The following is a 14,062-nucleotide window of genomic DNA, read 5'->3' on the forward strand; positions in this document are numbered from 1 at the left end:
ATCTATACATGGCGGCTGATGTAGCCGCGACGGCGGAACGTGGAGAGCATGCGCGTCACGAACAAGACCGAGAGCGCCGCGAGCACAACGGCACCGCCAGCTCCAATGGCGACCTCGTCCCACGGCAACGGGTGGCCGCGCACGACTTCTTGCGCGGCTGCGAACACATGGGTGGTCGGCAGCGCTTCCGACACCGGCTGGAGCGCGCCAGGGAGCGCGTCGACCGGATAGAAGATGCCGGACAACGGCAGCAGCACCGCGATGAACCCCCACGTCATGATCTCGGCGCCCTGACCCATCCGCAGGATCAGCCCCATCACAACGAGCGCGACCGACCAGCCGACGACGAGCAGCACGGCAACGAGCGGTATCAGCGCCAGACCCAGCGTGGTGATCTCGAAGGCGAAGAGCGCGAGCGCCATGAGCGACACCACGCTCACGCCGATGGCCAGCTTCACGACACCGAACAGCGCGACGCCGGCGACGTACTCGACCTCGGAGATCGGAGTCACCATGAGGTTGAGCAGGTTGCGCGACCACGTCTCCTCGAGAAAACCGGTCGCGACGCTCACCTCGGCCTGGAACACGACGTGGAACAAGATGATGCCGGAAAGGAGGAACGCGGCGCTCGCCGCGACCGCGCCTTGCTGGCGCCCGAAGTACACGCCGATCGCGCCGAAGAGCACAGAGTCGACAACGGGCCACACCACGACGTCGAACCAACGCTGCGGCGCGCGCTGGAGCACGTACGCCTGCCGGCGAGAGATCGCGAGCACGCGGTCGACGTTCATGACGCCTGCCGCCCGGCCTGCGCTCCTGGCATCTCGTCGCCGTCGGCGAGATGCAGGAACACGCCTTCGAGGTCGGCCCGTCCGAAGTGGGCAGCGACGGCCTCGGGCGTGCCGTCGGCAACGACACGCCCAGCCGACACGAAGACGACGCGCTCACACAGACGCTCGACTTCCAGCATGTTGTGGCTGGTGACGAGCAGGGCCGTTCCCTCCTCGCCACAGAGACGCTCGAGCCCGGTGCGCACCCGGCGCGCCACATCGGGATCGAGCGACGCGGTCGGCTCGTCGAGCACGAGCAGCTTCGGGTGATGCAGCGTCGCCTTGATGATCCCCACCAGGGTGCGCTGCCCCGATGACAGCTCGTTGCCCATCGCGCGTGCGAGATCGGTAATCCCGAAGCGAGCAAGACCTTGCTCGACCGCGGCCTGCGGATGATGAATCCCGTAGAGTCGGCCGAAGAGCACGAGGAACTCCGAGACGCGGAGGCGCTCCGGAAGCGGCAGGTAGCCGGCGGCGAATCCCACCTGCTCCATCGCGGCACTCCGCTCACGGGGCAGGTGCTTGCCCACGACCTCGATCTCGCCCGCGTCGGGAGTGATGACGCCGAGCAGCATCATCAGCGTGGTGGTCTTGCCCGCGCCGTTCGGGCCGAGGAGCGCGACGCGCTCACCGGCGTCGACGCGAAGGTCGATGCCGTCGACCGCGCGCAAGCGCTTGTACTCCTTCACGAGGCCTCGAGCCTCGAGCACGGGCGCGCGGATTGCCGCCTCGGAAGACTCGGACATTCCTTCCTTCCCGCTTTCGGCCCTTCGGGCCGGGCCGCTCGGGCCACGGCTCACTGCGTCGCACGATACGTGCGCCGCCGGACGTTCGCCTCTGAGTCTGGCAGAACGCACACATGTCCTCCCGAGCAATACTGCGGGTCGACGCACAGGGAGATCACTCATGCATGTCCTCGACGGGGTCAAGGTGGTGGAGCTGGCGATCCACGGGTTCGTGCCGGCGTGCGGGGCGACGCTCGGCGACTGGGGTGCAGAGGTGATCAAGGTCGAGGCCCCACAGGGCGATCCGCTGCGGCTCGTCATCAAGTCGGGCTTCGCGGCCGACACCGGCGACTTCAACTTTCTCTGGGAGCTCTTCAACCGCAACAAGCGCGGGATCGCGCTCGACCTTCGGATCCCCGAGGGGCGCGACGTCTTCGACAAGCTCATCGAAGGCGCCGATGTGTTCATCACCAACTTCCTCCCGAACGCACGGGAGAAGCTGCGCGTGACGCCCGAAGACCTCTTCAAGGTGAACCCGCGGCTCGTGTATGCGAAGGGCCACGGGCAGGGACAGCGCGGCCCCGATGCCGACAAGGGCGGGTTCGACGCCGTGAGCTTCTGGGCGCGCGGCGGACTCGGGCACACGCTCACGCCTGCCGAAGGACCGCTCATCATGCAGCGCGGCGCGATGGGTGACGCGCCGAGTGGCGCCATGCTCGCCGGCGGTGTCGCGGCGGCCCTCTACCAGCGCGAGAAGACGGGGAAAGGCGTCGTCGTCGACGTCGCCCTGCTGAACACGGCCGTCTGGCAACTCGCGATGGACCTCACCTCCACAACCATCCTGCGCGAAGAGCCGAAGGCGCTGCATGCGACGCAAGCGCTTTCGAACCCGCTCGTCGGTTCGTACCGCACCGGTGACCAGCGCTGGCTGCTGCTCAACATGCTCGACGACATGCGTCACTTCGCGCCGACCTGCCGTGCTCTCGGCCTCGATGCGTTGATCGACGACCCGCGCTTCGCCGATACCCAGACCCGCGCCGACAACCGTGAGGAGCTCCACACCCAGCTCGTCGACGCGATCCGCGGCTCGACCCTCGCGGAGCTGAAGGAGCGACTGGCGGCCGAAGACACGATCTTCGCGTCGTTGTCGTCAATGCTCGAAGTCATCGACGACCCCCAGGTCATCGCGAACGGCTACTTGGCGAAGCACCCTGACCACCCGACGTGCCGAGTGGCGTGCGCTCCGATGCAGTTCGACGACGAGATGGTGGAGGTTCGCCGCGGCGCGCCCGACATCGGTCAGCACACCGAGGAGATCCTCGCGGAGCTGGGCTACGGCGACGACGACATGACGGCGCTGCGCGAGGTCAACGCAATCGCCTGACCGGGGCGCCGCGCGAGCGCGTCAGCCCGAGCCGTTGGTCCGGGCGATCCCGCGCAGCACGCTGTCGACGATCTCCGCGGCGTTGGCCGGTTCGAGGGGCCGGTGAGCGACCAAGCGACTCCAGATCGAGCCGATGACGAGATCCGTCGCCGCGTCGTGGTCGAGGTCTCCGTGGACTTCTCCGCGCTCGGTCGCGCGATCGAGCACCGGCACGACCTTGCGCCGCCTCGAGTTGATGACCGCCTGGACGACTTCGGCCAGCTCGGGGTCGTCTCGCGCCTCGAGCGCAACTCGAGGCAACACGCGGCCGGAATCCCCCAGGGATGCGATCTCGCCCCTCACCATCTCGATCAGGTCACCGCGGATGGATCCGGTATCGGGCACCGAGGCATCGCGCGCCGAGAGGCGCGCGAGCACAGCTGCGAGCAGCTCGGCGCGGGTCGGCCAGCGACGGTAGATGCTCGACTTCGGGATGCCCGATCGGCGCGCGACCTCACGGACCGAGAAGCCTCGGATCCCGGTCTCCACCATCAAGCTGAACGCGCTGTCGAGGATCGCGCGATCGAGTTCGGGATCGCGCGGTCGACCGCGTCGCACCGACTCCTGTCGGCCCGCGTTCGCTGCTGTGGTGTCGGCAGTGTTGTTGATGTCCGTCCCTCCCATGCATCGGAGTTGGAACGTCGGCGTTCTGGAGACATACCCGATCGACGTAGGGTTGCAACGTGGAAGATGGCCTTCTCTGGGAGCGCAAGTCCCCCAACCTGCGCCGGCCCGTCCTCCTTGCCGGATTCGAGGGCTGGAACGACGCGGCCGACGCCGCGTCGACCGCTGCGACCTGGTTGACCCAACACGGATCGGGCGGTGCTGAGCGCGTCGCCCTCGTCGATCCTCAGGAACACTTCGATTTTCAATCGCGACGGCCACAGGTGACGCTGGTCGGCGGCGTCACACGGTCTATAACGTGGCCGGAGAACGTCTTTTTCACCGTGCCTCGGGAGGAACGTGACCTCGTGGTGCTGCGTGGCATCGAGCCCAGCTACAAGTGGCGGTCGTTCTGCCGCGCCGTGATCGCCGTCGCGCAGGAGACCGCGTGCGAGATGGTGGTCACCTTCGGAGCGCTTCTCGCCGATGTTCCGCACACCCGCGCCGCCCGGGTCACCGGGACCGCGACCGACCCCGACCTCGTCGAGCGACTGGGCCTCGCCCGATCACGCTACGAAGGTCCCACGGGCATCGTCGGTGTGCTCCACGACCAGTGCCGAGTCGAAGGCATCGACTCGGTCTCGCTGTGGGCGCCCGTCCCGCACTACCTCGCCTCGCCACCGAACCCACCGGCCAGCCTGGCCCTGCTCGACCGAGCCGCGGGACTGCTCGAGCTCGATCTCGACCTCGCGCGTCTGCACCGCACCGCCGCGGCGTGGCGGGAGAAGGTCGACGAGGTGGCCGCAGCCGACGACGACGTGCGCGGCTACGTGCGCACGCTCGAAGAACGCTACGACGCCGACGCCGAATCTGACGCGTCGGACACGTCGTGGGGCGCCAACCTCCCCACCGGCGACGAGCTCGCCACCGAGGTCGAGCGGTTCCTCCGCGAGCAGCGCGGCGACTAGCGGCGGACTACTCGAGCAGGTCGCGGGCGACGGCTTCCCAGAGCTCTTCGGACATGCGCAGCGAGTCGATGTCGACGCGCTCGTCGTTGCCGTGGAACATCGTGGCGTAGTCCTCGAACGACAGGCGCCGGCTGAACAACGCGAACCCGTACCCGACGGATCCGGCGCGCCGGAAGTAGCGGTTGTCGGTACCACCGACCATCAGGAACGGCACGAGGGACGAGTTGTCGACGAGCCGACTCGACACCCGGTCGAGCGTGTCCCACAACGGCGTGTCGGTGGGTGACTCAGTGGCGGGATCGTCGTTCGACTCGATCTCGACGAGGTCGGCGAGGTCACCGAGCGCCTCTTCGAGCATGGCACGGGCATCGGCGCCGTCCTGATCGGGCATGGTGCGGATGTCGACTTCCAGCTCGACGAGGTCGGGGATCACGTTCGTCTTCGTGCCGCCGTGGACGATGGTGGGTGCGAACGTCGTGTGCGTGCACGCATGGACCAAGCGCGACATGCCGAGTGGCAACTCTGCCAGCGCGTCGCGGAGTCCTTGCGGATCGAGGAAGGCACGCCTGATCTCGTCCGGGTAGTCCATCCCTTCGACGAACTGACGCCACACGTCGTGGATCTGACTCTGCGGCTGGTACTCGCTGATCCGTCGAACCACCTCGGCCGCGGTCACAACCGCGTTGTCCGTACGGAACGGCTGGGAACCGTGACCTGGTGTTCCTCTGATCCGCAGCTTGGTCCAGAAGGTGCCCTTCTCGGCGGTCAGCACCGGAAGTCGTACGCCGTCGGCCGTCGGCATCTGGTACCCGCCCGACTCCGTGAGCACATAGTCGGCGTAGACGGCGTCGCGCTCGTTCTCGACGAGCCAACGCGCGCCCCACGTCCCGAGCGCCTCCTCATCGGCGACGGCGAGATAGATGAGGGTTCCCTTGGGTCGGAATCCGCTGTCGGCGAGGCGTCGGAATGCGACCGCCTGCGACGCGGTGATGTTCAACATGTCCACCGCACCGCGCCCCCATATGAAGTCGTCCACGATGTCGCCCGAGAACGGGTCGCGGGTCCAGCCGTCGGGGTTCACGGGCACGACGTCGGTGTGGCCCATCAACAGCAAGCTGGGGGCCGACGGGTCCGAGCCCTCGATGCGCGCAACCAGGCTCGCCCGTCCGGGTCGAGGCTCGAAGCGTTCGACGTCGAGCCCGCCACCGGCCAGATACGACTCGAGCACGTCGACGCTGCGGATCTCTGCCCCCGACTCGACCGTCCCGTCGTTCACGCACGCGTTGCGGATGAGGTGCTGGAGGAGGTCGGTGGTCTCCGCGACCGGATCGGCGATCGTCATCACGAGCACGGTACCGCCGAGTCCGGTGTCGTGTCGTCGGGCCGTACACTCCTGCCCGGGCGCGCCCGTCGCTTCCTCCCCATCATGACGACACGGCTTCTCGTTCACCTCCTGCTCGCAACGCTCGCCGTCGTCGCGCTGGCCACCCCTGCCAGCGCGCGGAGCGACGTCCGCGAGGCGCTCATCGGCATGGACGGATCGGTCGTGATCGCCGCGCAACGACTCGCCGCGCTCGAGACGCCGGCGACCCTCGGAGCCGGCGCCCACATGGTGATCTTCGGCGATTCCCTCGGCGGTGACATCGCCGCGGGGCTCATACCGGAAGCGGCCAGGCGCGGCGCGCAGGTCGTCCCGTACACCCAGGCGGGGTGCTCCAACATCACGGGCCTGGCCACGTTCGAGAGCGGCACGGTCATTCCGTGGATGTCGGGATGTCTCGACTACCTCCTCTCGACCTGGCGGTCTTCCGTGGCCGCCACACCCGCCGATGCCGTGCTCTGGCTGTCGAGCTTCGACGCATCCACGCGCTTGATCGACGGCGTCCTCGCTGATCCCGCGACGCCCGAAGGGCGACAGCGGATTGCCGCGACGATCCGCGAGACGGCCGACGTGGTCGCACCGCCTGGAAGCGGTCGACGCATCGTGTTCCTCTTACCGTCCGCGTTCCCACCTGGCGCGCAGGGCGGCGTCGACGCGACGTCGGTGATCGACGTGCAACGACACCGGGCGATCATGCATCTCGTGGTGAGCGCCGATCCTGAGCGGTTCTCGATGCTCTTGCTGGACCGGTTCCTCTGCCCGGCGGGTCCCCCGTGTCCGCTGGAACCGGCGCCAGGCATCGTGCCGCGACCGGCCGACGGCGGCCACGTCAATCCCGAGGGCGCGGCGTGGCTCGCACCACAGATCCTCGACGCACTCGGCGTGACCTGAGCGCATACCGCGCGTGCGACCCGACCGTCAAGGGCACGCTGAAATCTGGGGCTTGACTCCACGTTGCTTCTGCCAGAGCCTGGTTCTGGGAGCGGAGGTTTGGGGGAGCCGTGCGTTCGAGCAAGTGGGTGGTCGCGCCTGCCATCGTGCTGCTGACGGCGATGCTCGCTGGCACGTTGCTAGCCAGCCGGAGCGCGCGTTCGGCCGAGCGCCCGTTGGCCGCAGAAGCGGCCCGACCTCAGTCGCCCGCAGCGGCACCCACGGCGAGTCTCGAGATGCCACCCACGCTGGGGCCCGGCGCGCGCCTGGTGTTCATGGGGGACTCCGTCGGCGGAAACGTGGCCCGGGCCCTGGTACCGGAGGCCGCCCGGCGCGGCGCGGTCGTGACTCCGCACACGGTGCCAGGGTGCTCGAACATCGCCGGGTTGCCGGTCACCGCGGATGACCAGATCATCCCGTGGGGACCGAACTGCCTGCGCCACCTGGAGCAGAGTTGGCGCGCGATGGTTGCCGCGACACCAGCCGACGCCGTGCTGTGGCTCTCGAGCTTCGACGCGTCCCGCCGACTGATCGAAGGCGTGATCGCGGATCCAGCCACGCCCGAAGGGCGTGTGCGCATCGCGGGGCTCATCCTCAACACCGCGAACATCGTGGCGCCGGTCGGGAGTGCCCGACGGATCGTCTTCCTTCTGCCCGCGCCACAATCACCAAGCTACTTCAAGGGTGACGCCGACCCCGGGTCGGTGGCCTCCGTGGAGTCCTACCGCGCGATCCTCCATCTCGTCGTGGGCAGCGACCCGACGCGCTTCTCGATGTTGAGCCTGGACGCGTTCCTGTGTCCCGCGGGACCACCGTGTCCTGTGGAGGTGGCGCCGGGCGTCGCGCCACGCGCGGTCGACGGGCGTCACTTCGTTCCGGCTGGCGCCGCGTGGCTTGCGCCGCAGATCCTCGATTCGCTGGGCGTGGACTGAGCCGAACCCTGCGAGTGCAGCGATCGCTCCCGGTGCTCGCGGTCGCGCTCGCGGTTTCGCTCGGAGCGGTCCCGGCCGCCCGCGCCGACCCGACGGTGAGTGCCTCGGAGCTCGAGAGCGTGGACGGATCGCTCGTCGTGCGCGCGCACGACTTGGCGGCGCTGGAGACGCCGACGGCCCTCGGTCCCGACGCCCGCATGGTGTTCATCGGAGACTCGGTCGGTGGGAACGTCGCGGCGGGCATCGCCGCGGAGGCCGACCGGCGCGGCGCGGGCGTCGAGCAGTCGACCCGGGCGGGGTGCGCGCCGATCGACGGGCGCCCGGTGAAGGCCAACGGCAGCCTCGTGGGATCGGCGCTGCCCTGCGAGGCGGCCCGCCCCGAGTGGCTGGCATCGGTCGCGGCGACACCAGCCGACGCGGTGCTGTGGCTCTCGACGTACGACGCCGGGGACCGGCTGGTCGGCGGCGTGTTGGTGGACCCCGCCACCCCCGAAGGCCGCGTGCGCACGGCCGAGCTCGTCGTGGCCGCGGCCGATGTCGTCGCCCCGCCGCGCAGCGGGCGTCGGGTCGTCTTCTTGCTCGAGGCGCCCCACCTACCTGGCGCGGCCCCGTCGCCGGCCACCGTCCAGTCGGTGACCGACGTCCAGCGACACCGCGCGATCCTGCACCTCGTCGTGCGCACCGACCCGGACCGCTTCTCGATCCTCAACCTCGAGCGCTTCCTGTGCCCGGCCGGGCCGCCGTGCCCGGCGGAGCCTGCGCCCGGGATCCAGCCCCGCGTCCCGTTCAACGGACACATCAATCCGAAAGGCGCGGCGTGGCTCGCGCCACTGATCCTCGACGCGCTCGGCGTTACGTGAGCACGCTCGCGCGCGCGGGTCAGGCGACGGCCGCGCGGTAGATCAGGCTTCCGTGGTCGTCCCATCGTTCGACGGCACCGGCAAGGACCATGTGCTCGAGGTGCGCGAACGTCTCGCTCTCGGCCATCACACCCCAGTGGCGCTTCGGAAAGATCTCGTGCGCGAGCTGCTGCACGGTTGCCGGTCCCAAGGCCAGCGACGCGTCCCGGAGGAGCTCCATGCGCTCTTCGTGATGTTGCTTGATCCCCTCGACGCGTCCCGGCACATCGTCGAACGGGTGGCCGTGGGCCGGGAGCCCCCGGCGCACACCGTCGAGTGCGGCGACGAGGTCCAGCGTCTGGATGTACGACTTCAATGCGTCGGCCCCGTTGCCGACACCCGAGATGTGGGGCGTGATCGACGGCAACACGTGATCGCCGGAGAGCAGCAACCCGTGCTCGGGGTCGTACAGGCAGAGGTGGTCGATCGTGTGCCCAGGTGTGTGGACGGAAACCCATTCGCGCCCGGCCAGCTGGAGGCGTTCGCCGTGGACCACTCGCCGCGACGGACGCGGTGGCGCGAACAGTCTGCGCAGCGCGCGGATCGCGAGACGGCGCGCGAGCGGAGGCAGTGGGTGCTTGCTGCCACCCCATGGCGTCTCGCCGCCCCAGGGCACGGAGCCAGCCTGCGTCTCCTCGGTCGGGTCGTTGCGAAGTGGGTCGCCTTCGTAGTCGTCGACGTGGTCGGCGATCGTCGGGATCTCCTCGCCGCCGATGTCGAGCGCCTGCGCGGCCGCGGCCGCGATTCGCTCTGCTTCGGCCGCCTCCTGCTCCGTCGGTAGGCGGTTGCGCCGGCTCGACTCCTCGAGTGACCACGTGGTGAACGCCTTGTGCGCGATCAGGTCCGCACCGGCTTCCCGCTTGATGCGACCGGCGCCGCCGAAGTGGTCGGGGTGCGAGTGGGTGACGATCACGGTGTGGATGTCGCCGACGGTGTACCCGGCGGTCTTGAGGCGCGACTTCAGTGCCCGCCACGACTTCGGTCCGGGGAGCCCCGGATCCACCACCGCGAGCCCGCGGTCGTCGAGCAGTCCGTAGGTGTTGACGTGGCCGAGCCCCGGCATCCAGATCGGCAGCTGCATGCGGATCACACCGGGCGCGACCTCGGTCACCGCTTCGGAGGCGGGGTCCTGCTCCTGTTTGTGGGGCCTGGATGCTCGCGGTTCCGAGTCACCTGGCCGCCGCGCCGTGGCGGTCACGAGGGAGACCTTATGCCGTGGCGAGCGGGGCGAGCTTCGGCCACGGCCGTTGCTGCTCCACCAGCGCGGCGGCGGCGAGGCAGTGCACGTCGTCGAACCGGCGCGCTACGACTTGCAGCGCGACGGGAAGACCGTCCACCAGACCGGCCGGGATGCTGCACGCCGGCTGCCCGGTGAGGTTGAACGGTGCGGTGAACGGCGCCGAGAGCCCCATCAAGGACACCTCCTTGCCGTTCACGAAGCCGCCGAGACGGCCCTCGGCCTCGAAGGCGATCGTCGGGGTGGTCGGCGTGAGCAGCAGGTCGACCTCCTCGAACACCGCCGCCGACGCCGCGACGGTCGCCCACTTTCCCCGCACGGCCTTCAGCAGAATCTCGGGGCGCAGGTGCTCGAACGACGCGACCGACATGCGTAACACGTCGGTGAGATCGTGCACGCGGTCGCGGAGGTCTTCGTACGCGTGCGCCATCTCGTTCACCGTGCCGAGCACGGTCCACGAAGTCCCTGGCTTCGGCAGCTCGACCGGTATGTCGACCAGCTCGAGCCCGGCTGCGTCCACGAGCGCGTCGGCGGCTTCGCGCGCGAGCGAAGAGACCGCTGGCTCTGCGCTCGCGTAACCGAGCGTCGATGACCACGCGACGCGTAGGCCGCGCAACGCGTCGACTGCTTCACCTGACACGAGCTGCGGCTCAAGATCGCGTTCGGGGCGAGCCACAGAATGCGGGTCGGTGAGCGTGGGACCGACGATCACGTCGAGATAGCGGGCCGCGTCGCGCACCGACCGAACCATCGGGCCGCGCACCGACGTTTGCGAGAAGCTGAACATGCCGGGCCCGGTGCCGGTCGCACCGTACGTGGTCTTCATGCCGGGCAGTCCGCAGTACGACGCGGGAATTCGGATCGATCCACCGCCGTCGCCACCGGTACACGCCGGGAAGAGCCCCGCAGCCACCGCGGCCGCCGAACCGCCCGACGAGCCACCCGGCGTGCGCTCGGTGTCCCACGGGTTGCGCGTGATGCCGTGCAGCGGGGTGTTCGTGAAGCTGACCGCTCCGAACTCCGACGCCGTGGTGAGCCCGACGATCACGGCACCCGCGGCGCGCAGCCGGGCGACCTCGGTGTCGTCGTGCGCGGCGATGCGGTGCTCGAAGACCAGAGAAGCGTCGGTCTCCGGCCAGCCGTCGACGCAGGCGAGCTCTTTGACGCCGATGGGGACACCGGCGAGCGGCCCTGGGTCGCGACCAGCCGCCACCTCAGCATCGACCGCGTCGGCGCGTGCCCGCGCCGCATCGACGTCGAGATGGCACACCGCGTTCAGCGCGGGATTGATGCGCTCGATCCGCTCGAGGTGGACCTCCAGCACCTCCTTAGCGGTGCAGTCACCGGCCCGGATCGCGTCGGCGAGCTCCCACGCGTCCTTCTGGAAGAGCTCGGTCACCTGCACTCGTTCGCTCTCTGCGAGCCGGGATACCCGGCCCGCTGCCGTTCGCTCACCCAGCGGCGCGATCGTGGGCCAGCTTCGTGAGCTCCGAGAACGCGTCCTCGATCCCGGCCTCGAGGATCTCCAGGTCGGGCCATTGGTTGCGGTCGGCGAGCAAGCCCACGTGGAAGCTGCCGCAGTACGAGAGCACGGCCACGCCCAGGTTGAGGTTCCGCGTGAGCGGGACCATCGGGTACGCCTCGAGCATGCGCGCGCCCATGCAGTAGAGCGGGAACTGTGGTCCCGGCACGTTCGTGCACACGAGGTTGATGAACGGCTGGTGATGAATGAGCCGGGACGCGAGCCCGAGGAGCGTCGGCGCCGCGTACTCCGTGAGCCCCATCAGCGCGGCGGCACCCACCGCTTGCTCGCGCTCCTTGAGGCTCGTAGTCGTCGCCTGCACCGTGGCCAGACGGACGAGCGGATCGGGCTCGCCGACCGGGACCGACACGAACATCGCGGACAGACGGTTGCCGAGCTTCATGTGCTCGCTGTCGTCGCGCACCGAGACGGGGCAGAACACCTTGATCGTGAGATCGGGTGTGAGCTCGCCCCGGGTGTCGAGCAGGCGCGCCAGCCCGCCAGCGACGCCCGCGAGCACGGCGTCGTTCACGGTGCCGCCGAACGCGCGGCGAACGATCTTCACATCGTCGAGCGGTACGCTCACGGTGCCGAAGCGACGGGTCCGTCCGACCACCGGGTTGTTGAGCGAGGTCTTCGGCGCCACGAGCGCGCCGTCAGCGAGCGTGGACATCTGGCGGGCGAGGGACCCGATGCGCTCGGCCGCCCGGCGCGGCACCTCGAGCGCGGTCCGCGCCGTGCGCGCGACGGCCCCGGTGCTCTCGACCATGCCGCGCGCGGTGTCGATGAGCAGTCGCGCCGGCGTGGGCGCAGGCTCCGGTTCCCAAGGGACCGGCTCGTGAACGGTGGGCTCGGGGGTGAAGTCGAGGAGGACGGTGGCGACATCGACGCCGGAGATGCCGTCGACGAGGGCGTGATGCGTCTTCTGGATGAGCGCGACGTTCCCTCCCTCGACGCCCTCCACGAACCAGAGCTCCCAGAGCGGACGGGTGCGGTCGAGGACCTGCGCCTGGATCCGCTCGAACAGCGCGAGGAGCTCGCTGCGCGATCCCGGCGCCGGAAGGGCAGTGAGGCGCACGTGGTACCCGATGTCGAAGCGGTCGTCGTCGACCCAGATCGGCTGGCCCGCGTCGAGCGGCACGGACATCACACGCTTGCGGAAGCGGGGGATGAGGTGCAGCCGCGACGCGACGAGATCGCGCACGTCCGCGATGCGGAACCGGTCGCCCGGCCCGAAGAACGGCTCTCCCTCGAGCACGGTGAGCGCGCCGACGTGCATCGGCGTCTCGAGTCGCTCGAGGTGCAGGAAGCTCGCGTCGAGCCCGGTCAGCCGGTCGTAGGGCATGAGGCCGCAAGGCTACTGACGACGCGGTCAATGTGGAACAGGCACCCCTAGGTGTTCTGGCGTCAGAACCCGCCGTTCAAGCCGACGAGGGCCGGCGTCGAAGAAGTCGGGGCGCCCTGGAGGCAGCTGGGCACAGATCCGCCTCGACAGGGCGCCCCTTCATCCGGCAGGTTCCCGCAGCGGTGGGGCTGGGCAGTGACCGCTCGTTGCGGGAACCGGACCGGACGACCAACCGCGGTGCCGAGCGACCGCCCCCCGCCCGACCGAAGCCACCGGGATCATGCAATGCGGCCGACGCGCGGGCAAATGGACGCGGGTCAGCTGTCGAGGGTGGGGCGCGGGGGTCGCCACCGGCGCGCGAGGACGACACCGAGGGTGACCGCGGCGAGGCCCACGCCCGCGAGCGGCAGGTTCGGCGCGCCGGTTGCGGGGAGCGTGGGCACCGCGGCCGGCGGTGCGGCCGGCGGCTCGACCACGTCGGGGGGCACCACTTGAGCCATCGGCGGCGCGTAGCGGTAGCAGACGCGCACCGCGGCCGACGCGAACGTGTTGATCTGGAATTGCACGTTGCCGCCACCGCCCATGAACGTCTCCGAGATCGCGGTCGTCAGGTGGAACGGCACCGTGCCGGCGCCCGTGAACGCGCTGAGCACCGGCGCGGCTGCCGTCGTGACAGCCGCGGCGGCTTCGTCGCGCGCCGTGGACGGCTGCGTGACCGCGCTCGGACCGACGAAGTCGAGCGTGCCGTCGAACGCGGCGAGCGTCTGCGGCGGCACCCGCTCGATCGAGCCACTGATCGGGGGTGGTGCCACGAGCCCACCGGGGCTGGTGATCGACACCTGGTAGTCCATGCGCTCGGCGAAGACGACAGCAGATCCGGCCGTGCTCTCGAACACCGCGTCGGTATCGAGATGAATGCTCGGACCGGTGACGGCCACGTCGAGCAGCGTGCCGAGGGCCGGGTCGAACTGCGAGACCGAGATGTCGGCGTCGATCTCGGTGCGGGTGCGGGCCAACGCACCGTCGAAGCAGAGCGTCTGCTCGGTGGGCGTGGCGGCGACAGCAAGGCCACCGGTGATGATGAGCGTTCCCCCGATGATGCCGAACATCGCAAGGGCGCGTGAGAACAAGGTGGTGCGCACGAATGAACCTCCCGTGGTACTGGATGGGCGGATGTGCGCACCGGGACACCACCGTGACGCGGCGGTGACCTTCGATCGCGCGTCAGGAGGGCGCGCTCAGGAGGGCGCGCTCAGGAGGGCGCGCT

The 14,062-nt window shown here is 69.6% G+C and carries 13 protein-coding genes; 5 read left to right on the forward strand and 8 right to left on the reverse strand.

Translation table 11 applies throughout. The features are described from left to right. Positions 1-2: 2 nt before the first annotated feature. Together WEE69_00325 and WEE69_00330 are read right to left on the reverse strand one after the other, a co-directional pair. Positions 3-791 (reverse strand): ABC transporter permease, encoded by a 789-nt coding sequence (locus WEE69_00325; protein ID MEX1143742.1) that lies wholly within the window; start codon positions 789-791, stop codon positions 3-5. Beyond that, positions 788-1,576: an ABC transporter ATP-binding protein gene (locus WEE69_00330; GenBank protein ID MEX1143743.1), complete on the reverse strand. Its 789-nt coding sequence runs from the start codon at positions 1,574-1,576 to the stop codon at positions 788-790. The genes WEE69_00325 and WEE69_00330 overlap by 4 nt, the downstream gene beginning before the upstream one ends. A gap of 160 nt (positions 1,577-1,736) precedes the next feature. Between WEE69_00330 and WEE69_00335 the strand changes: the two genes are divergently transcribed. Beyond that, complete coding sequence (locus tag WEE69_00335; GenBank protein MEX1143744.1) at positions 1,737-2,939, forward strand: CoA transferase; 1,203 nt, start codon at positions 1,737-1,739, stop codon at positions 2,937-2,939. A 21-nt stretch (positions 2,940-2,960) separates the two neighbouring features. Here the strand turns inward: WEE69_00335 and WEE69_00340 are convergent, their stop codons facing one another. Further along, entirely contained in the window at positions 2,961-3,602 is a 642-nt protein-coding gene (locus tag WEE69_00340; protein ID MEX1143745.1) for a TetR/AcrR family transcriptional regulator, read from the reverse strand. 59 nt (positions 3,603-3,661) lie between these two features. Here WEE69_00340 and WEE69_00345 point away from each other — a divergent pair, with 59 nt between their 5' ends. Then, positions 3,662-4,549 (forward strand): PAC2 family protein, encoded by an 888-nt coding sequence (locus WEE69_00345; protein MEX1143746.1) that lies wholly within the window; start codon positions 3,662-3,664, stop codon positions 4,547-4,549. 7 nt (positions 4,550-4,556) lie between these two features. Here WEE69_00345 and WEE69_00350 read toward each other — a convergent pair whose 3' ends face one another. Then, entirely contained in the window at positions 4,557-5,891 is a 1,335-nt protein-coding gene (locus tag WEE69_00350; protein ID MEX1143747.1) for a M20/M25/M40 family metallo-hydrolase, read from the reverse strand. 84 nt (positions 5,892-5,975) lie between these two features. Here WEE69_00350 and WEE69_00355 point away from each other — a divergent pair, with 84 nt between their 5' ends. The 3 genes from WEE69_00355 to WEE69_00365 all read left to right on the forward strand — a co-directional run bounded on the left by WEE69_00355 (position 5,976) and on the right by WEE69_00365 (position 8,652). Continuing rightward, positions 5,976-6,821 (forward strand): SGNH hydrolase domain-containing protein, encoded by an 846-nt coding sequence (locus WEE69_00355; GenBank protein MEX1143748.1) that lies wholly within the window; start codon positions 5,976-5,978, stop codon positions 6,819-6,821. Positions 6,822-6,931: 110 nt separating this feature from the next. After that, the gene (locus WEE69_00360) at positions 6,932-7,792 is read left to right on the forward strand and encodes an SGNH hydrolase domain-containing protein (protein MEX1143749.1); all 861 of its coding nucleotides are present in this window, start codon (positions 6,932-6,934) and stop codon (positions 7,790-7,792) included. Positions 7,793-7,806: 14 nt separating this feature from the next. Next, positions 7,807-8,652 (forward strand): SGNH hydrolase domain-containing protein, encoded by an 846-nt coding sequence (locus WEE69_00365; GenBank protein ID MEX1143750.1) that lies wholly within the window; start codon positions 7,807-7,809, stop codon positions 8,650-8,652. Between the two features lie 19 nt (positions 8,653-8,671). On the opposite strand, the gene WEE69_00370 is transcribed toward WEE69_00365, so the two are convergent. The 4 genes from WEE69_00370 to WEE69_00385 form a co-directional block, all read right to left on the reverse strand. Further along, positions 8,672-9,802, reverse strand: a complete 1,131-nt coding sequence (locus WEE69_00370; GenBank protein ID MEX1143751.1) for an MBL fold metallo-hydrolase — start codon at positions 9,800-9,802, stop codon at positions 8,672-8,674. A 97-nt stretch (positions 9,803-9,899) separates the two neighbouring features. Next, positions 9,900-11,327: an amidase gene (locus WEE69_00375; protein ID MEX1143752.1), complete on the reverse strand. Its 1,428-nt coding sequence runs from the start codon at positions 11,325-11,327 to the stop codon at positions 9,900-9,902. Positions 11,328-11,379: 52 nt separating this feature from the next. After that, entirely contained in the window at positions 11,380-12,795 is a 1,416-nt protein-coding gene (locus WEE69_00380) for a wax ester/triacylglycerol synthase family O-acyltransferase (protein ID MEX1143753.1), read from the reverse strand. Positions 12,796-13,112: 317 nt separating this feature from the next. After that, positions 13,113-13,937: a choice-of-anchor E domain-containing protein gene (locus tag WEE69_00385; GenBank protein MEX1143754.1), complete on the reverse strand. Its 825-nt coding sequence runs from the start codon at positions 13,935-13,937 to the stop codon at positions 13,113-13,115. Positions 13,938-14,062 lie beyond the last annotated feature (125 nt).

This window comes from Acidimicrobiia bacterium (genome assembly GCA_040881685.1).
Lineage (GTDB): Bacteria > Actinomycetota > Acidimicrobiia > IMCC26256 > PALSA-555 > SHVJ01.